The 17,853-nt window shown below is 48.6% G+C and carries 21 protein-coding genes and 5 tRNA genes; 2 read left to right on the plus strand and 24 right to left on the minus strand.

The features are described 5' to 3' along the window. From B3M90_RS06375 to B3M90_RS06390, 4 genes are all read right to left on the minus strand, one after another. On the minus strand, positions 1 to 536 hold a 536-nt coding region (locus B3M90_RS06375), incomplete at its 3' end, for a Crp/Fnr family transcriptional regulator (protein WP_290783063.1). Between the two features lie 12 nt (positions 537 to 548). Then, positions 549 to 974: a DMT family transporter gene (locus B3M90_RS06380; RefSeq protein WP_290783065.1), complete on the minus strand. Its 426-nt coding sequence runs from the start codon at positions 972 to 974 to the stop codon at positions 549 to 551. A 405-nt stretch (positions 975 to 1,379) separates the two neighbouring features. Continuing rightward, positions 1,380 to 2,234, minus strand: a complete 855-nt coding sequence (locus B3M90_RS06385) for a PPK2 family polyphosphate kinase (protein WP_290783067.1) — start codon at positions 2,232 to 2,234, stop codon at positions 1,380 to 1,382. 74 nt (positions 2,235 to 2,308) lie between these two features. Further along, positions 2,309 to 3,163: an SDR family oxidoreductase gene (locus B3M90_RS06390; protein ID WP_290783069.1), complete on the minus strand. Its 855-nt coding sequence runs from the start codon at positions 3,161 to 3,163 to the stop codon at positions 2,309 to 2,311. 116 nt (positions 3,164 to 3,279) lie between these two features. On the opposite strand from B3M90_RS06390, the gene B3M90_RS06395 reads away from it, so the two are divergent. Next, on the plus strand, positions 3,280 to 3,618 hold the full coding sequence (locus B3M90_RS06395; protein ID WP_056064556.1) for a winged helix-turn-helix transcriptional regulator: 339 nt from the start codon (positions 3,280 to 3,282) through the stop codon (positions 3,616 to 3,618). A gap of 60 nt (positions 3,619 to 3,678) precedes the next feature. Here B3M90_RS06395 and B3M90_RS06400 read toward each other — a convergent pair whose 3' ends face one another. The 5 genes from B3M90_RS06400 to B3M90_RS06420 all read right to left on the minus strand — a co-directional run bounded on the left by B3M90_RS06400 (position 3,679) and on the right by B3M90_RS06420 (position 6,681). Then, on the minus strand, positions 3,679 to 4,671 hold the full coding sequence (locus B3M90_RS06400; protein WP_290783071.1) for an NAD(P)/FAD-dependent oxidoreductase: 993 nt from the start codon (positions 4,669 to 4,671) through the stop codon (positions 3,679 to 3,681). 64 nt (positions 4,672 to 4,735) lie between these two features. Beyond that, complete coding sequence (locus B3M90_RS06405) at positions 4,736 to 5,197, minus strand: aminoglycoside phosphotransferase family protein (RefSeq protein WP_349679683.1); 462 nt, start codon at positions 5,195 to 5,197, stop codon at positions 4,736 to 4,738. Continuing rightward, positions 5,155 to 5,628, minus strand: coding sequence for a phosphotransferase (locus tag B3M90_RS06410; RefSeq protein WP_290783073.1), 474 nt, complete (start codon positions 5,626 to 5,628; stop codon positions 5,155 to 5,157). Before B3M90_RS06410 ends, B3M90_RS06405 begins: the two co-directional genes overlap by 43 nt. Next, entirely contained in the window at positions 5,625 to 6,107 is a 483-nt protein-coding gene (locus B3M90_RS06415) for a GNAT family N-acetyltransferase (protein WP_290783075.1), read from the minus strand. Before B3M90_RS06415 ends, B3M90_RS06410 begins: the two co-directional genes overlap by 4 nt. Before the next feature lie 13 nt (positions 6,108 to 6,120). After that, on the minus strand, positions 6,121 to 6,681 hold the full coding sequence (locus tag B3M90_RS06420) for an isochorismatase family protein (protein ID WP_290783077.1): 561 nt from the start codon (positions 6,679 to 6,681) through the stop codon (positions 6,121 to 6,123). Between the two features lie 129 nt (positions 6,682 to 6,810). Between B3M90_RS06420 and B3M90_RS06425 the strand changes: the two genes are divergently transcribed. Then, a complete protein-coding gene (locus B3M90_RS06425; RefSeq protein WP_155960197.1) occupies positions 6,811 to 6,984 on the plus strand; it encodes a hypothetical protein in 174 nt (57 codons plus the stop codon). Positions 6,985 to 7,022: 38 nt separating this feature from the next. Here the strand turns inward: B3M90_RS06425 and B3M90_RS06430 are convergent, their stop codons facing one another. From B3M90_RS06430 to B3M90_RS06500, 15 genes are all read right to left on the minus strand, one after another. Further along, complete coding sequence (locus tag B3M90_RS06430) at positions 7,023 to 7,622, minus strand: short chain dehydrogenase (protein ID WP_214856330.1); 600 nt, start codon at positions 7,620 to 7,622, stop codon at positions 7,023 to 7,025. A gap of 38 nt (positions 7,623 to 7,660) precedes the next feature. Then, positions 7,661 to 8,428 (minus strand): alpha/beta hydrolase, encoded by a 768-nt coding sequence (locus B3M90_RS06435; protein ID WP_290783079.1) that lies wholly within the window; start codon positions 8,426 to 8,428, stop codon positions 7,661 to 7,663. A gap of 23 nt (positions 8,429 to 8,451) precedes the next feature. Further along, positions 8,452 to 9,018 carry a hypothetical protein gene (locus tag B3M90_RS06440; RefSeq protein ID WP_290783081.1) on the minus strand — a complete coding sequence of 189 codons (567 nt, stop codon included), beginning with the start codon at positions 9,016 to 9,018 and terminating at the stop codon, positions 8,452 to 8,454. Positions 9,019 to 9,093: 75 nt separating this feature from the next. Next, positions 9,094 to 10,890, minus strand: a complete 1,797-nt coding sequence (gene glmS / locus B3M90_RS06445; RefSeq protein WP_214809556.1) for a glutamine--fructose-6-phosphate transaminase (isomerizing) — start codon at positions 10,888 to 10,890, stop codon at positions 9,094 to 9,096. Positions 10,891 to 11,301: 411 nt separating this feature from the next. After that, positions 11,302 to 12,657: a phosphoglucosamine mutase gene (gene glmM, locus B3M90_RS06450; protein WP_029343107.1), complete on the minus strand. Its 1,356-nt coding sequence runs from the start codon at positions 12,655 to 12,657 to the stop codon at positions 11,302 to 11,304. Positions 12,658 to 12,686: 29 nt separating this feature from the next. Then, positions 12,687 to 13,973: a CdaR family protein gene (locus B3M90_RS06455; protein ID WP_214856335.1), complete on the minus strand. Its 1,287-nt coding sequence runs from the start codon at positions 13,971 to 13,973 to the stop codon at positions 12,687 to 12,689. Next, a complete protein-coding gene (gene cdaA / locus B3M90_RS06460) occupies positions 13,973 to 14,833 on the minus strand; it encodes a diadenylate cyclase CdaA (RefSeq protein WP_056064589.1) in 861 nt (286 codons plus the stop codon). Before cdaA ends, B3M90_RS06455 begins: the two co-directional genes overlap by 1 nt. A 79-nt stretch (positions 14,834 to 14,912) precedes the next feature. After that, positions 14,913 to 15,533 (minus strand): hypothetical protein, encoded by a 621-nt coding sequence (locus B3M90_RS06465; protein WP_056064592.1) that lies wholly within the window; start codon positions 15,531 to 15,533, stop codon positions 14,913 to 14,915. A gap of 16 nt (positions 15,534 to 15,549) precedes the next feature. Beyond that, positions 15,550 to 16,113 carry an RNA polymerase sigma factor SigW gene (gene sigW, locus B3M90_RS06470; protein WP_056064595.1) on the minus strand — a complete coding sequence of 188 codons (564 nt, stop codon included), beginning with the start codon at positions 16,111 to 16,113 and terminating at the stop codon, positions 15,550 to 15,552. Positions 16,114 to 16,237: 124 nt separating this feature from the next. Beyond that, on the minus strand, positions 16,238 to 17,146 hold the full coding sequence (rocF, locus tag B3M90_RS06475; RefSeq protein WP_290783085.1) for an arginase: 909 nt from the start codon (positions 17,144 to 17,146) through the stop codon (positions 16,238 to 16,240). Between the two features lie 211 nt (positions 17,147 to 17,357). After that, positions 17,358 to 17,433 (minus strand) — tRNA-Ala (locus tag B3M90_RS06480). Between the two features lie 9 nt (positions 17,434 to 17,442). Next, positions 17,443 to 17,514: transfer RNA gene (locus tag B3M90_RS06485), tRNA-Gly, on the minus strand. A gap of 6 nt (positions 17,515 to 17,520) precedes the next feature. Next, positions 17,521 to 17,593, minus strand: a tRNA-Lys gene (locus B3M90_RS06490). A gap of 4 nt (positions 17,594 to 17,597) precedes the next feature. After that, positions 17,598 to 17,681 (minus strand) — tRNA-Tyr (locus B3M90_RS06495). Between the two features lie 37 nt (positions 17,682 to 17,718). Next, positions 17,719 to 17,791 (minus strand) — tRNA-Thr (locus B3M90_RS06500). Positions 17,792 to 17,853 lie beyond the last annotated feature (62 nt).

Genomic DNA, 17,853 nt, shown 5'->3' on the forward strand with positions numbered 1-17,853 from the left:
TAGCTCGTCCCGATCAAATCTGCTGCATCGACGAGTTCCTTACTCGCAAAAGCATCCGTATTAGGTGTCATCGACAGTAAATAACTGGCTAGCCGAACTTCAACCGGGTACAACAAATTGAAGCTGAGCGTATGCGATTTTAATTCAAACTTTTTCGTGATCGTCTCGAGTAAAAATAATAAAAAGGCAGAATGATGTACACGTGCTTCTTCTAAATCCGGATAAGCGATCCGTAAGACGGTCACTGGTGTCACTGCCTCGACCGTGTTCATCAAATCAATCTTTCGGACGAACTCAATATCGCCGACGAGATCAAACGGATGCTTGAAGGACAACACGAGACGTTTCCCCGTTGCCGACATATGCGTGATTTTCAATTTGCCTTCGACGAGCAGGTAGAGTTCATGCGCAACATCGCCTTGCCGACATAAGGTCTCACCCGGTGCGAACGTCTGGATGTGCATCGCTTTGCGTAACGATGCATCAAAGACATGCGTTAACTGATACCGTTCCAAATAGGTTACAATGTTCGTCACGCTTTCTCCTCCTTAGCTTTTTAAGATGAAGATCCCCGCAATCATCATCAAGATGCCGACGATCTGCGGTCCCCGCAGTCGACGTTTCATGACACCAAACCAGCCTCTTCCGTCAATCCAGAGTGCAAGCGCTAATTGCGCCAATAAAAAGAGCGAAATCGTCAAGGTCACGCCCATCCGGTGGACAGCCGTCATGTTGCTGAATAATATGATCGCTGCAAAGGCACCTCCTGCCAGATAAAGCGGTTTGACACGTCGCATCGCCGAAAAACTGCGATCCCGTAAGACGATCGCTAAGAGGATCGCAACGATGAACCCGGTCATCTGTGTGATCGTTGCCGCTTGCCACGTCCCGATCGTTTGACTAACCCGGGCATTGGCAACACTTTGAAGCGTTAAGAAAAAGCCACCAGCAATCGCAAATAAGACACCACGCATGTGCATACTCCTCTCTCGTTCCATGATACTCTCATTTAACGAGAGTCTTTCTGATTTGAACAGGACATTTGTCCTGAGATGTTCAGAAGTTTAGAAATCATGATGAGTAAATAGAATTTCATACAACTCCAAGTGTATCAAAAGGGGCTGACTCAAAAAAAGAATGACGCGTCTTTTCACGCCCTTTCCTCAGGCGAGACACAAGCCAGTTTTCCTGCTTCATTTAAGCAGGAAAGCGGATCTTGTTCGTCTCTGACAACGCATAAATGCGTTTTTCCTATAGGAGTGGCGTGTGACGCGTCATTCTTTTTATTACGAGATAAGGGGGGACAGATTGATGATCTGTCCCCCCTTATCTTTGTAGAGACTGACTTTTGAGTCAGCCTCTTGATGTGTTTAAATAGTTCATGCTTCTTCTTCCAATCGTTTAATCGCTTCATCCAGCTGTTCCTGATCCTCTTCTGATAGCTTTGGATATTGCGGATCAATTTCCTTCAGGACGTCATTCATGACTTCGGTGACGATATAGCGGGAATACCATTCGTCATCTGCCGGTAAGATATACCATGGTGCATACGATGTCGATGTCGCTGAGACAAGCTCAGCAAAAATCTCATGGTATTCGTCCCAGTGCTTGCGTTCCTCAATGTCATTAAACGAGAATTCGAAGTTTTTCGTTGGATCTTTCAGACGAGTCAACAGCCGTTGCCGTTGCTCCTCTTTTGAGACATGGAACAAGAACTTGACGACTCGGAAGCCATTCTCGACGAGATAGCGTTCAAAGTCATTAATTTGACGATAGCGCATCTGCCACACGTCACCCTCATCCGGCTTTTCTTCCTCCTCGAGCAAATCATGGATTCGTGGGGCAATGACTTCCTCATAATAGGAGCGATTTAAGATGCCGATTTCCCCTTTTTCTGGTAGTCCTTCGTGGATCCGCCATAGGTAGTCATGTTTTTGCTCCGTATCCGACGGTTTTTTAACGGAAATCGTTCGGAGTCCTTGTGCGTTCAAGTTAGAAAAGATATAGCTGATCGCCTCGTCCTTTCCCGCTGCATCAATCGCTTGCAGGATGACGAGGACACCGTTCTTTTCTTCAGCATGCAAACGCCAGTGTAACTCTTTTAACGTCTCAACACTTTTCGGAATCCACTTCTCTCGCAATTCTGCTTCCGAAATTTTATGTTCTTCTGATGTCGGGTAATTCGAAAACGAGACTTGCTCGCCTTCTTTAACACGATAGGATGACAGTTTCATGGTAGGACTCCTCCTTTAATTGCTTCTAAAGGGGGTTTACCCAACTCACTCACCTTAAAAACGTTCAGATGAACTTATCTTTTTAAAAGAAGTCGAACTCCCTCTTCAAGTGTCGTCACGGGACGGCCAAGTAATGCTTCAAAATCAGTACTTTCTACTGCCAGAGTCCCTGCTGCGATATCTGCCTGGATACCAGTCAGCATTGGAATCAAGAAGTCAGGTAAGCCAGCTGCTTGCATCCGCTCACCATAGGTCGTGCCATCTACTTCATCTAAAGCGACCGATCGGTTAAGCACTTGTCCGACTGCAGTCGCGAGTTCTGCTTGTGTATGCAACGGACCCGATAGTTCATAGATGGGGTTTGGATGTTCAAGCGTCAGTCCCGTCGCAATGGCTAGCGCATACTCATCTTGTAACGCCCATCCGACTTTCCCTTCGCCTGCTGCCGTTAACCAGTCTGCGCCTTGCGCGACGGCGTCAATCGTTCCGAGTTCATTTTCGAGATACCAGTTGTTACGGAAAAAGACATACGGGATACCTGTCGCTTGAATCGCTTCCTCTGTGACACGATGCGTTCGAGCAAGTCCGTTTGTACTGTGTGCCGCATTGGCGATGCTCGTATAGCCGATCAGCTTGACGCCTGCCTCTTGTGCTGCCGTGACAGCGGCTTGGTGTTGCCGGATCCGAGTCGCCTCTTCACCGTCCGTCGAAATGATCAACAATCGATCGATTCCTTGAAACGCTTGTCCGAGTGTTTCGGGCTGATCAAAGTCTCCGTATCGGACATCGATTCCTTGTGCTGCAAGCTCTGTTGCTTTTTCGACGTCGCGGACACTAACCGCTACATGTTCGTTGCCGACTTGTTCACTGAGGTGCTGCACGATCCGCGCGCCTAATTTTCCGGTTGCTCCTGTAATTAACCATTTCATGATGAAACCACTCCTTTGAAGTTTGATGTTGTTCTTCATGATACGCTAGGTGATACACTAAAAAAAGTAGGCACTTATCTGAAACTAGGTCCCTCAAAACGAACCAATGGGAGAGGATGAATGTGGCTGTATTCGATACAACGACCAATCAACGCACTGCCTGTCCAGTCACTCGGGTCCAACAGATGGTCGCTGGCAAATGGAAGATCATCTTGCTGTGGCACCTGACACACGGGACACATCGTTTTCATGAACTGCAACAATTAACAGGTATCTCTAAGGGAACATTGACACGTCAGCTACGTGAGCTTGAAGCGGATGGGTTGATTCAACGGCACGTCTTTGGCGAAGTTCCCCCTCGTGTTGAATATTCTCTAACGGATGCTGGTCATAGTTTTTTACCAATTCTTGATCACATGGCAGCTTGGAGTGAACAACACTTTCAGGTGAAATGATCGTGAGTAACAAAAAAAATGCGCTTCTTCTCGAGTCAGAAAAGAAGTGCATGTTTTCGTTCATTCCGTCGCTGTTACCGTCTGACGTAAGTGGGTGTCGATCGCTTCTGCGACACGTAATCCGGAGATGATAGCGCTCTCGACGCGCGTCCGTCCTGACGCATCATCGGCTTCAAGGAACGCATCACCAGCAAGCCAAAGTGGATGTGACGACAGTTTCAAATGCGGTGTCCGGTAAACTGCGCGTGCCTGAGCGTAACGCCAACGCTTGAGCTGGCGGGAGATAATCGTCACTGGTCCGAGTTGCTGTTGTAACAGACGCTCGACTTCCACGAGTGTCTCTTCTTCTGGGAGCTCGTACCAGTCTTCACTGAAGCGGGCTGTCATATAGACGCTCAAAAGTGTCGTTTTCGAAATCTCCTTCTCGGCATTGTTGACGATTTTTAAGATACCGTCGATAAGATGCTCATCTTGCAATCCGACTTCCCCGATCGTGAGTCGCTCTTTGACTTCAAACAGACCAACGAATGTCGGCTCGAACGTCACTTGTCGTAACTGCTCATGATCGTCATCAGAAAGTGTCAAACTAGAAGACTGTAACAGTTCATAGGCTTGCGGTACCGGTGCTGTTACGAGGAGTGCATCATATTCACTTTGATGGTCCGTCGCCTGTGTGACAAGTTCATCTTCCGTTGCCGAAATATGCGTGACTTGCTCGTTCAATTGGACAGGGATGCCTCGACCAATCGCTTGTACGAGTTGATTCATGCCATTCGTTGCGACATAGCGTGGAAAATCCGTTCCAAACCACTTACGAACCCATCCCTTCTCAAGCCATTCGTCGACTTCGCGTCCTAACTCTTCCGTCCGAACCGTGAAGAAGACGGCACCATGATCCGCTGTTCCTTGATCAATCCGACGAGTTGCCATTCGCCCCCCGACGCTCTGGCTTTTTTCGATGATTTCAACAGCATGTCCTGCTGCCTGCAATTGGCGTGCCGCAAAGATTCCGGCGAGTCCACCACCGATGATTCCGATTCGTTTCCCTGTCATCTCGCTTCCCCCTCATATTCCTCATTTCCCTAAGTATAGAGGTTTCTTCCAAGACATGGGTGAATCAATACCCGTCCGATATGCTCGTCGTTTGTAATTCCTGCTCGATGAGCGTGATGTTCTCCTCAAAGAACGCCCGGTGCTCTTCTAGTCCCCGTTTGATGCACCAGCCAACAGCCGTGAGTGCTTCCCACAAACGATAGTATGCGAGATACGTCTCAATCGGCACGTCTGGGTGTAATGTCGCGTATCCTTCTTGAAATGCCGTGACGTAAATGGAACCGAACGTATTGAGATTACGGACGATCTTCGTGAATTCCATCTCGACGGCCCCGTAGCGGGTCGTCTCGAAATCGATCACCCCTGTGACTTGATCACCTACCGTCAGTAAATTTGCTAGGCGGAAGTCACAATGTGTGGCAACGGGACGTGAAGGCTCCGGTAACGACTGTTCTCGTCTGACTAACTCTGTTTGGATGTTCTCTAAAAAACGGGATCGAGTTCGGTTGTGATGAACGGCATGAATCCATCGAGTTTTTCATTCCGGAAGCGTCGCCAGTCCTGAACCGGATAGGCATAAAATCCATCTTCCGTATACTCGCCGTAAGCTTCTCCTGTACACGTATGCAGCATTGCGAGCGTTCGACCAATTTCGTACGCCAATTTTTTAGTCATCGTGACCGGTGCCTGTCCCGCTAAGGCAGCAAGTACGAACGCCCCGGTCGTCTGCCCGGGAGCTGCTTCAGCTAAGATGTGCGGCACGGGTACAAATTCTTCTAGTGCATGAATCCAGCCACGTTCCCGGTACCACTTTTCAGCCGTATACGGGCGCTTCAAGAAGACGACCTGACCATCCGTTAGGACGAGACGATCGACTTCAGAACTATACGATTCGTCGACAGTCGCGCATGCTGCGACGTCGAGTTGAAAATGTTCAATCCATTCGTCTCGCGTCATTCCGTCGTTCCCACTATTTTCTGTAGCGTTTCACCTGGTAGACCGTCAATCGGTCCAACATAGATCGATTCAAAACCTAATCCGATCAAAATACGGCGCGACGCTTCATGTGTTGGATCAATCGTCGCCGTGACGACCTGTAGCTCTTCTTCTGTCGCTAACTGTAAGAGACGCTCTGCAATGGCTGTGCCGTATCCGCGTCCCCACTGATCGGGTAGTAGCATGTAACCGAGCTCTGCTTCGAACGGTTGCGTTTGACTCCGGGTCATGTGCCCGATTCCAATCCATGTCTCTTCGGTATAAATCAGATACGATCCGAGTCGGTCGTGCTGCTGTTGTTCAAGGATTCGCTCAAAGCGTTGTTTCGTTTCCGTATCTGTTAATGCCTGTTCCGTGATGTAACGCATGACACGTTCATCTTGGACGAGCGTCGCGTAGCGATCGTAATCGGACGCTGTCATTTTTCGTAATTCAATCATCTTATTCTCCTCTTCATGTCCGGTAGTCCTTGTGGGTTGGGGTGAAGACATCGTCCGTTGACGGACGAACGATCGAAAAGTGTTCGACGTTATAATGACCGTGCAAGACTTGATTGTGGTGGGCAATCATTTGCTCCGGCGTCAATACATCAGAACCGTTCGTCGTATGGCCATCGGCAACGAGTGTGACATCAAAACCATGTACTGTCGCACTGCGTACCGCAGTATCGATGCAGTGTTCCGTCTTACAACCTAAGACGATTAGGTGTTCAATCGATGCTTGGCGTAGATGATCGAGCAAGGGGGTACCATGGAACGCATTCGTCGCTGCTTTATCGAACGTGACACTGGACGCTGGAACGGGAATCGAATCATGGACTGCAAAACCGGGTCCTGTTCCGCCAGCGACATCTAGATCCCGAATGAAGACGACTGGGATGTTCCGTTCGTCTGCTTCGAGTACGACCGCTTCGATGACGTGCGCGACTTGTTCTTTTAAGTATACCGGACGTTCTTCGGTGTTTCCGTCGACGAGTTCCTGTTGAAAATCAATCACTAGGACCGCTTGTTTCATCGTCATGTTCCTCCTTGTAAAATCGACTGCTTGTTTCCTTCCCGCTCATCTGAATGATTTCCTGCTCCTGACGGACGCGAAACTTTTTAGCTGTTGGATTCGTTAAGAAGAAAGAAAGGATGTGTCTGGATGATTTGGTTTGGCGTCATCTTCTTATGTGTGCTTCTCGTCAATCTGACACTGGAGAAACTGATCATGAACCGGACGATGACAGGTCGCTGGTTCGTACGCAACTTACTCATTTGTCTCGGGATCACTCTATTACTTTTCGGAATTGAACGTTATATCCTATCCGGTCTGTAAAAAAACAGGTAGCGATTTTTCGCCACCTGCTTTTTTAGTTAATAGACTTCGTAATTTTGCCCCGTCTGCGCCCCTTCGATACTCTTTTCGAATGCCGTCGCGACACGTGACGCCGGAACGGCTTCAAACCCACGGAAGAAGGGTCCGTACTTTTCAAGTGACTCGATCAGTACGTTCGGACTGACGCTGTTGATTCGAATGCCTCGTGGCATCTCAATTGCCGCTGCCTGAACGAACGCTTTGACCCCACCGTTCGCAAGCGCAGCAGATGCGCCTTGGCGAATCGGATCGTCCATCATGATGCCGGTCGTCAGCGTAAAGCTTCCCCCGTCTCGTACTGCCCCTAACCCAAGCAAGACGAGATTGACCTGACCTTTTAGTTTACTGTCGATTCCGATTTGATTGAGCTCCGGTGTTAAGTCGGTCAATGGACCAAAATGAGCACCGCCTGTCGCACTGATGACAGCATCAACAGACCCGACTGTTTCATACATCGCTCGGATACTTGCTTCTGACGTAATATCGACTTGTACATCCGCTCCGCTTCGTCCGGCACGAATGATGTCATGTCGCTCACTCAAACGTTCGACGACTGCCTGCCCAATCGTTCCGCTTGCTCCTACTACTAAAATACGCATAACCCTTTCCCCTTTCACGTCTAACTTACCTATCTAGCCTACTGCACAGCAGATGATGGTTTCAAGGATTCTACCGGATGCGTCTTCAAGAAGATGAGGATTTCTTCGAACAAACGTTGTTTATCCCGATCGAGTGTCAGTAGATGTTTACTGTTCGGAAGAAGGACCTTTTTCTGATCTCGGCTCGGCACTGTCTTTTCGATTCGCTCGAGACTTGCATGATAGACGGCATCATCTAATGCGCCAAGGAATAGAGCGATGGGCTGTGTGATCTTCTGCAAGACGACTCCTGTGTCGAGGATGAACTGTTGCAGTGCCCGTAAGTCTTTTTCAGGGCGTGGAAAATGACGGTCGACAAAGTCTGCGATCCACTCCGGCGAACGATCGTCAAATTGAAAATACCGTTCCGTATAACGAAGGACGCGGTGCTCAAGTCCGGCAATCGTCCGCTCAAGAATCGGCGTCGAGAGTAAAATGAGTCCTGCGCATCCTGACTGTTCTGCCAGTCGAAGTGCCATCACTCCACCGAGTGATTGTCCGATCAAAAAGATGTCTTTGTGTCCTCGATCTTGTAAAAACGCGAGTCCGGCTTGCGCGGACTGCCAGACGTCTTCGATCGTCGTCTCAAACAAGCGCTCCGGCGATTCCCCGTGCCCGGCGTAATTGGGCGCGTAACAGGTATAGCCGGCTGCATGTAAAAAACGAGCGAGTCCCCGCATCTCATTCGCACTTCCAGTAAAACTATGTAACAACAAAACAGCAGGTCCAGTTCCTTCTAAGTACAGATCCTTTGATTTCGTAATCAAGTGCGCCCCTCCTTTTCATCTCTTCACACTTCCTCTACCGAAGCATCCTCCCGTAACGATTCTATAATCCGAAAGCCTGGGTAGTCCGCTTCGGATCGTCGTTCGCCACTTGACCGATAATAAGCATTCCAGTAACTGATCATCCGGTCTTCGATTCGCTTCATGTATGCCGGATCATTGGAGACGAATCGCCGCTTCACTTCCAGATTCCATTGCTCGATCACAGGTACGATGATGTCGACGATGTCACGGACGTATTCACTAGCAAGTTCAAGAATATAGACGAGTATCCATTCATCTTGTTGATTTGTTTTGAGTAACTGACGGAGATAACGTTCACGGATGTGACCATCATGATGACGGGTGTAAAGGCAAAATAACATCGTTTGTTGCGTCGACGTCAGTTGTTTAATCCGCTCCGAGTCGACCTCTAATAAGTACAAACGCGTCGGAATCTGTATCCGTTCCTGCTCCAGTCTCATTTCAATCGATCCGGGTGATAAACGCGTCCAGGCAAACGGTAGACACGCTTTAACGACCCGAACGTCCTGTTCATATCGTTTAGGAAATGCAGCAATCCAGCGATTCATCTCGTTCTCCTCCTAATATAAAAACTCCAAACGGCAGACGCTTACACGCCTGTCATTTGGAGTCGATTTGTTTCCTTATTCAACCGTTACTGACTTCGCCAAGTTACGTGGCTTATCGACGTCACAGTCGCGACCGAGTGCCGCGTAGTATGAGATCAATTGAAGTGGTAAGACAGACAAGAGCGGTGACAAGAGTGGCTCGACTGCTGGGATGACGAATGCATCCGTCGGCAATTCAAGACCTTCTGCTGCGATGACACACGCGTTTGCACCACGCGCGACGACTTCCTTGACGTTCCCACGGTTGTTGAGGTGAACGTGTGGTTGTGTCACGAGTGCGATGACCGGTGTGTTATCTTCGATCAAGGCGATCGGACCGTGCTTGAGCTCTCCACCCGCGTATCCTTCTGCTTGGATATACGAGATTTCTTTGAGTTTCAATGCACCTTCCATTCCGACGTATGCATCTTGTCCACGACCGATGAAGAACGCGTTACGTGACTCAGACAAGTATTCTGTCGCGATTTCTTGGAAACGATCTTTTTGAGACATGACCGATTCCATCGCACTTGAGATTTTACCGAGTTCCTTCATGAGATCGAAGTTGACGGCAACCCCTTTCGCTTGAGCGAGGTCAAACGCAAGAACAGCAAGAACAGCGATTTGAGCTGTATACGCTTTTGTTGAAGCAACGGCGATTTCTGGACCCGCGTGGAGCAATAATGTTGCGTTCGCCTCACGTGACAATGTTGATCCTGGAACGTTCGTGATCGTCAGTGCTGGATGACCGAGTTTCTTCGCTTCGACGAGAACCGCACGGCTATCCGCTGTTTCACCTGATTGTGAAAGGAAGAGAAAGAGTGGTTTCTCTGTCAATAATGGCATGTTGTATCCGAACTCAGAAGAGATATGAACTTCTGTTGGAATGCCAGCGATTTGTTCAATCAACTGTTTTCCGATCAAACCAGCATGGTAGCTTGTTCCGCAACCGATGATGTAAACACGGTCACGACCGAGTACGAGATCACGGACTGATTGGTCGAGTGTGATGTCGCCTGCTTCATTTTGATATTGTTGAACGATGTTACGAATGACCGCTGGTTGCTCATCCATCTCTTTGAGCATGTAGTGCGCGTACGTTCCTTTTTCGATGTCTGATGCATCGATTTCAGCCGTGTACGCTTCACGCTCTTGGACGTTACCGTCGAGATCTTGGATCGTGACGCTATCACGCGTCAAGATGATCATCTCGCCATCATGCAACTCGATGAATTGATCCGTTACTTGTAACATTGCCATTGCGTCTGATGCGACGACGTTGAACGTACCGTCACCGAGACCAACGAGAAGTGGTGATTTGTTTTTTGCGACGTATAAGACGTCTGGATTTTCAGCATCGATCAATGCGAGGGCATACGAACCGTGCAAGACACGGAGTGTTTGACGGAATGCTTCCGCGACGTCACCTGTCTCGTTGAAATTCTTTTCGATCATCTGAACAATGACTTCTGTATCCGTGTCGCTGAGGAGATCGACATTCAATTCTGCTTTTAGCTGCTCATCATTTTCAATGACGCCGTTGTGCACGAGTGTGAAACGTGCTGACGCACTTTGGTGCGGGTGCGCGTTTGGTACGCTTGGGACACCGTGTGTCGCCCAGCGTGTGTGTCCGATTCCGACTGTTCCGTCTGCATCTGCAGGAACGACTTCGCGTAGCGCAGCAATCCGGCCTACTTCTTTATGGACTTGGACGCCGTCGTTGACGAACGCAAGACCTGCCGAGTCATAGCCGCGGTACTCGAGCTTCTCGAGACCTTTTAATAAAATTTCCTTCGTGTTGACCTGTCCGATCATACCTACGATTCCGCACATGTTACATCTCTCCATTTACAAGTATTTCCCTGAAGAGGAAACGGCTCTTGTTGAGAGGATCCCGATCGGTCTGTTTGTCCGTCCAATCACTTGGACGATTTCAGAACGATTTACGGTATGGATCTGGTACCGGGAGGCATCCGCCGAATGATTCGATAAACCTCCACCTCGTCAGCTTTCGTCCTATGGAGAAAGCCCTGGCGCTTCTTGTTTCTGTCCGACCCCGTTTCTGTCCGACTTCACCATCATACGAACTTTAATCTGAAAAAGCAAGAAAGGTAACGTATTTGTAACTATTCCCGATATTTTTCTATTCAATACGCATAATCCCTATTTTTTGTAAAAATCTCAATCTGTTTTTCTAAAATAATTGTAAAAAAGAAGCAGAGCACTCGCTCCGCTTCAGGTTGCTTAATTTTCTTGTAACGCGTAGTTCTCACGAACGACGTTCGCGATCCGCTCGACGTATGCATCACACGCTTCTTGTGTCGGAGCTTCTGCCATGACACGAACGAGTGGTTCTGTTCCTGACGCACGAACGAGAATCCGTCCGTTGCCCGCCATCTCTGCTTCGACTTCAGCAATGATCGCTTGCACGGCAGGACCGCTCATTGCGCCATTTTTGTCTGAGACACGGATGTTTACGAGACGTTGTGGGAAGATCGGCATCTCAGCTGCGAGTTCCGATAACTTCTTCCCTGTCGCTTTCATGATTTGCAACAACTGGACGCCTGACAACATGCCGTCCCCTGTCGTTGAGTAATCCATGAAAATGATATGCCCCGACTGTTCACCACCGAGCGTGTAGTCGTTCTTACGCATCTCTTCGACGACATAACGGTCACCGACCGCTGTCTGAAGTGCCGTCATCCCGTTTTCTTCCACGGTTTTATGGAAGCCGAGGTTACTCATGACCGTCGCAACGATCGTGTTGTCTTTCAGACGACCAAGTTCATTCAAGTATTTTCCGCAAATGAACATGATTTTATCTCCATCGACGATATCACCGTTCTCATCGACTGCAATCAAGCGGTCGCCGTCTCCATCAAACGATAAACCAACGTCTGCGCCTTTTTCCTTAACGAAGGCAGCGAGATGTTCTGGGTGTGTCGAACCGACACCATCATTGATGTTGAGTCCGTTCGGAGTTGTACCGATCGTCGATACTTCTGCTTCCAAGTCACCGAATAGACGTGGTGCGAGGCTTGACGTTGCACCGTGTGCGCCGTCGATCGCGACATGGATACCTGAGAAATCTTCATCCGATGTCTGGCGAAGCATATGAAGATATTTTTGTGCACCTTCGTAGTAATCGTGAACGAAACCGAGTTCTTTTCCAGCTGGACGTGGTAATGTATCTTCTGCTTCATCGAGCAATGCTTCGATTTCAAGCTCAGTTGCGTCATCGAGCTTGAAGCCATCTGAACCGAAGAACTTGATTCCGTTATCTTCAACTGGATTGTGCGATGCAGAAATCATGACTCCAGCTGTCGCATCCATCGTTTTTGTCAGGTACGCGACACCCGGTGTCGAGATGACACCAAGACGCATGACTTCTGCACCGATTGATAAAAGACCAGCGATGAGTGCGTTCTCAAGCATTTGACCAGAAACACGTGTATCGCGTCCGATCAAGACTTTTGGTCGTGTGCTTTCGTGTTTCGTCAACACGTAACCACCTGTTCGACCGAGGCGATATGCTAGTTCCGGTGTCAATTCTACGTTTGCGACGCCGCGTACGCCGTCAGTTCCAAAATACTTACCCATGTGTTATTTCCTCATTTCACTAATTTGTTTTAATTGGTCGGAACGGATGTCCGCGGAACAGCTTTTAGCGTGACATCCATATTATCCGGACGCAGGACATCAAAGGCTTTTGACGTCTGATACGAAATCGGCAATCCGTGCGTTCCTTCTTTTAGTCCCGTCACATCGATGACCGCTTTGATATCCGTCGCATCGATCGATGCTAAATCAGATTCTTTCCCACGGACAATGACATCAATCGTTTGGTTGTAATCAATCGTATACTTCGATTCATCAAACCCATTCAACGTGACCGTCACACCCGGAATCGTTTTCTCTGCCCGATCTTCGACGGTTTCCGTCGTCGATTTCGCATTTTCCTTTTCGACAACGATATTGACGGTGACCTGTGTCGGATCCATCGCTGTCGCATTTTCTGGTTCAACAAGTTTGACGGTTTTTTCTGTCGTCTTCGTCAGTCCTTTGAGCGAGACCGCTTCCGTATCGACGGAACCGATCCGCTCTAACTCTTCTTTTGTTCCATATAGACGAGCTTCCGTCGTAACGGGAACGATCTTGACGACGGTATATCCTTTTTTGACGTCATCTTTTGTCTGCACATTGATCGGTACCGTCTTACTTTCCTTATAGATCGGTACTGTGATTTCTAGTTGCTCTGGTTGATAAGATGCATTGATCGTATTCCCGTTCGCATCGGTCGCTTTGGCATTGAACGTCTCTTTAAACGTCTCTGCCCGACCAGTTACATCGATCGGTACTTGGATCGCTGAAATCGCCTGTAACTTCTCTGCGCCTCCCGTAACTTCAACGGTCTGTTGGTTCGGTTGTGCTTCCCCAGCGACATATCCTTCAGCGATTTTGTTTTTATTGAGTAAGGCGACTTGTACCGGTACTTCCTTTGTAATCTTCTTATCGAGGAAGACTTCGATCGTCTCCTGCTTCGGCGTCACTTCGACATCTTTTCCGAAGCCAGTTGCTGTGACACGGACACGATGATAGCCAGGGTCAAGTCCTTTTAAATCAATCGATAACCCAAAATCCTGAACGAGCCGAAGCATCGTCAAGCTACTCGATGGACCTTTAACGGTTACCTCCATCGTATTTGGAATATTATAGGCGACCCACTGCGATTCATCATACTGGACCGTGACCGGCACGTCAAATTTCGTCGAACCTTGACCCGCGATCGGCAGCAGACTAGCGGCGTCACTTTTTCCTGTCGTATTCGAACCTGCCACCATCAAATACAACATGACGGCTAAGACGACCGCAACAATGCGTAAAAACCAGCGTTCATTGAACCATTTTTCGAACATTATTTTTTCGCCCCCATCCAGTTCAAGAAGGAAGTATTCGTCTGTTCGACCTTAACGATCGTCTCAAGCAACTTCGTCCGTAAGGATTCTTCATCGAGTTCCCGGTACAGACGTCCATTGATGGCGAGTGAGACACCACCCGTTTCTTCCGAGACGACGAGCGTAACACTATCCGTTACTTCACTGACACCGATTGCAGCGCGGTGACGTGTTCCAAGCTCTTTTGAGATATGTGCACTTTCTGACAACGGTAAGTAACAAGCGGCAGCTGCTAACTTGCCTTGCTGGACGATGACGGCGCCATCATGTAATGGTGTATTCGGAATGAATAAGTTGATCAGCAACTGACTCGTGATTTGTGAACCAAGCGGAATGCCCGTCTCTACGTATTCACTCAGTCCTGTCTCACGTTCAATCGTCACGAGTGCTCCAATACGGCGTTTTGACATGTACTGGGCAGACGATACGAGCGCATCGACGATTCGAACTTGTTCATCTTCATCACTGATCGCACTACGTGAGAAGAATTTACTCGTTCGTCCTAAGTGTTCCAGTCCACGCCGGAGTTCGGGTTGGAAGATGATGATGATCCCCAGTAACCCATAGGTGATAATTTGATTGAGTAAGAATTGAAGTGTTTTAAGTCCAAAAAAGCCACTCAGGAACCAACTGATCAAAATGACCGAAATCCCTTTAATGAGCTGGACCGCTTTTGTTCCTTTGACGATGATCATGAGACGATAAATGACGAACGTCACGACCGCAATATCAATCACGTCATTAATATAATCGTACCAATGTACGTTTTCTCCCAGTTTCAACAATTGAAATTGAAGTGGTTGCCAGCTGAAGTAATTCACCAACCGTGCCCCCTAACTCATCTGATTTAAACAGTTTCCATTATAGCACAAAGGGACGAGTTCGACTCGTCCCAGCTGATTATTGAAATAGACGCTTGATTCCGTACCATACGCGTTCGAATAATTGATCGATTTCCTTGATTTCTCCGGTCACGCTACCAGCACTCGCCGTGTACGCTTTCCCGTCAACGGTCATGACGTCGCCATTAACTTTCCCTTCGATTCGGACGTTCCCGCCTTCGACATAGAGATCTTGATCGACCGTGACGCCTTTTGGCACGACGACCTCACCATTTTGAGCGACGATGCCTGGTGCATTCGTATAAGATAAGTCATGTTCTTCCTGTGCCATATAACCACCAAGGCTACCGACCGACAAAAGTAAGAAAACAGCCGCGGCCGCGAGCAATGGGTATTGCTTCATCTTCCCTCCAAAACGGGACGGTTGCGGTTGGTGCAGTAAAGCAGCGCTCGGCGTATCCACCTGGTCGGGCAATTGTGCCAGCACGCGGGATGTAAAATCTGCCGATAATTTGGGCGCTGGAAGTTGACGCAGTCGAGCATCAAGGAGTCGATACTCTTCGAACTCGTCCATCGCGTCCGCTTCCCGTAACTCTGCTTCCAATCGCTCGAATTCCTCAGGTGGTTGGTTTTGATCTAAATAATCCTGAATCCGTTCATGTACATGCTCTCGTGACATGGTGAGTTCCTCCTTCTCATCGTTTGGCAAAATGCTTCTTCAGCGCTTCCCGTCCACGATGAATTCTAGTTTTGACAGTAGCGACAGGTAATTCGATCATTTCACTGATTTCCTTTAGTGAAAGATCCTCTATATATTTCAGGACGAGTGGGACGCGGTATTTTTCTGGTAAAGCTGCAATCGCATCCCCGACTTCACTTCGTTGCTCGTTATCGACCACTTGGTCCTCCGGCAAGGTGTCCTTGCTTTCGAGTTGTGAATACAATGTCAGTCCTTCAGTACCTGACATCTCAGCATCAAGAGAATAATCAGGTTTCTTTTTCCGTAATCGGTCAATCGATACGTTCGTGACGATTCGGTACAACCAAGTCCGGAACTTCCATTGTGCATTATACGAATCAATCTTCGTAAATACACGGATGAAGGCTTCTTGTGTCGCATCCTCCGCTTCCATTCGATCGCGCAAGACCCGGAAAGCCACAAGAAAGGCACCTTCCTTATATAGATCAACAAGTGCCGCAAATGCATCACGGTCTCCCTGTTTCACTCGCTCAATTAAGCGTAGTGTCGTTTCTTCCACTTTGAATACCCCCCGCTCTATGCGGTCAATCTCTTATACGAAGTCGACCGATAAATGTTTCATCTCCTTTTAAATTGTAACAAAAAAACTTGAACCCCGATGAAAAGAGTTCAAGTTCCATCCATTATTTTACTAAGCGATGTGTTTCCATTGCCAAAAGTAGATCTCCGATCAGTTCATTCGCAAGTTCTGCTGTTCCATTTCCTTCTTCAAGCAACGGATTCACTTCAACGAATTCAGCTGCAATGAAGTCTTCTGCCGTTGCGCAATGCTGGAGCACCGTCTTCGCGTCGTCTAAGAAAATGCCATCGGCGACACGTGTTCCTGTACCGACGACGAGTGATGGATCGAGACCATCCATATCAAAGCTAAGATAGAACGCATCCGTCGTTTCCTTCAAATAGGCAATCGCTTCTTCCATGATCGCGTCCATTCCCCGAGTTCGGATCGCTTCCATATCATAGACACGAATACCAAGACGATCAATCAGCTCTTGTTCGCCTGGATCAACGTCACGTAATCCGATGAAGACGAGATGTTCCGGTTGCAGCTTGACATCTGTTCCTCCGACTTCCGTTAAACGCTGATGTCCTTCCCCAAGGGCTACAGCGAGCGGCATACCGTGGATGTTTCCAGACGGTGATGTTTCCGGTGTATTCAAATCACCGTGTGCATCGAACCAGATGACGCCAAGACGTGGTACAGTTTGACGAAGCCCAGCAATCGTTCCGATCGCCATGCTGTGATCGCCACCGACTAACAACGGAAAACGTTGTTCCGATAACGCGTCACGTACGATCAGGTGCAAATCATTCGTCGTATGGACGACGCCTTCCAAACGTTTCAGCTTCGGATCTTCTTCCCGGACTGCATCCTCGGATAAGACAGACGCTTCCCCGTAGCGTACTGCTTCTTGTCCCCGTGCTTCGAGTGTCGCGAGTAGACCCGCTTTTTCGACAGCTGCAGGTCCATGTTCAGTGCCTGGCTTTCCTTGCCCATAACGGTATGGTACGCTGATATACGCGATGTTCATACGATATTCCCCCTATGTCATAGTCACTTCTACATATATTGTAAGCGGTAGCAAACGAGTGGTTCAACTCAACAAAAAAACGCATGAATATACAAAAAAACACCGTGAAGGGAATCACGGTGTTCTTGCGTACGTACTCTGGTTATGCTTGGCATTTCATATAAAAAAAACTTAAGACGAACGAAACTCGCTTAAGATCTTTAAATAAAATTGGTGGAGCCTAGCGGGATCGAACCGCTGACCTCCTGCGTGCAAGGCAGGCGCTCTCCCAGCTGAGCTAAGGCCCCGAAAGAAAAAGCGGAAGACGGGATTCGAACCCGCGACCCCGACCTTGGCAAGGTCGTATTCTACCACTGAACTACTTCCGCAAGAAATGAGCCATGCAGGATTCGAACCTGCGACCCTCTGATTAAAAGTCAGATGCTCTACCAACTGAGCTAATGGCTCGACATGGTGGGGGGGGGCGGATTCGAACCGCCGAACCCGAGGGAGCGGATTTACAGTCCGCCGCGTTTAGCCACTTCGCTACCCCCCCAGTTTGTCTAGGAAAATTATACAATTGAGAAAAACAGTGCCGGCAACAGGAGTCGAACCCGCGACCTACTGATTACAAGTCAGTTGCTCTACCAGCTGAGCTACACCGGCACAAAAAATATAATGGTGACCCGTACGGGATTCGAACCCGTGTTACCGCCGTGAAAGGGCGG

The sequence above is a fragment of the Exiguobacterium sp. UBA6309 genome (assembly GCF_002439205.1).
Lineage (GTDB): Bacteria > Bacillota > Bacilli > Exiguobacteriales > Exiguobacteriaceae > Exiguobacterium_A.

Bases quoted from the DNA above. Each gene is read 5' to 3' on its own strand.
- B3M90_RS06380 (WP_290783065.1), bottom strand. From the start codon at position 974: ATGCGTGGTGTCTTATTTGCGATTGCTGGTGGCTTTTTCTTAACGCTT.
- B3M90_RS06385 (WP_290783067.1), bottom strand. From the start codon at position 2,234: ATGAAACTGTCATCCTATCGTGTTAAAGAAGGCGAGCAAGTCTCGTTT.
- B3M90_RS06390 (WP_290783069.1), bottom strand. From the start codon at position 3,163: ATGAAATGGTTAATTACAGGAGCAACCGGAAAATTAGGCGCGCGGATC.
- B3M90_RS06395 (WP_056064556.1), top strand. From the start codon at position 3,280: ATGAATGTGGCTGTATTCGATACAACGACCAATCAACGCACTGCCTGT.
- B3M90_RS06400 (WP_290783071.1), bottom strand. From the start codon at position 4,671: ATGACAGGGAAACGAATCGGAATCATCGGTGGTGGACTCGCCGGAATC.
- B3M90_RS06410 (WP_290783073.1), bottom strand. From the start codon at position 5,628: ATGACGCGAGACGAATGGATTGAACATTTTCAACTCGACGTCGCAGCA.
- B3M90_RS06415 (WP_290783075.1), bottom strand. From the start codon at position 6,107: ATGATTGAATTACGAAAAATGACAGCGTCCGATTACGATCGCTACGCG.
- B3M90_RS06420 (WP_290783077.1), bottom strand. From the start codon at position 6,681: ATGAAACAAGCGGTCCTAGTGATTGATTTTCAACAGGAACTCGTCGAC.
- B3M90_RS06425 (WP_155960197.1), top strand. From the start codon at position 6,811: ATGATTTGGTTTGGCGTCATCTTCTTATGTGTGCTTCTCGTCAATCTG.
- B3M90_RS06430 (WP_214856330.1), bottom strand. From the start codon at position 7,622: ATGCGTATTTTAGTAGTAGGAGCAAGCGGAACGATTGGGCAGGCAGTC.
- B3M90_RS06440 (WP_290783081.1), bottom strand. From the start codon at position 9,018: ATGAATCGCTGGATTGCTGCATTTCCTAAACGATATGAACAGGACGTT.
- glmS (WP_214809556.1), bottom strand. From the start codon at position 10,890: ATGTGCGGAATCGTAGGTATGATCGGACAGGTCAACACGAAGGAAATT.
- glmM (WP_029343107.1), bottom strand. From the start codon at position 12,657: ATGGGTAAGTATTTTGGAACTGACGGCGTACGCGGCGTCGCAAACGTA.
- B3M90_RS06455 (WP_214856335.1), bottom strand. From the start codon at position 13,973: ATGTTCGAAAAATGGTTCAATGAACGCTGGTTTTTACGCATTGTTGCG.
- B3M90_RS06465 (WP_056064592.1), bottom strand. From the start codon at position 15,533: ATGTCACGAGAGCATGTACATGAACGGATTCAGGATTATTTAGATCAA.
- rocF (WP_290783085.1), bottom strand. From the start codon at position 17,146: ATGAACATCGCGTATATCAGCGTACCATACCGTTATGGGCAAGGAAAG.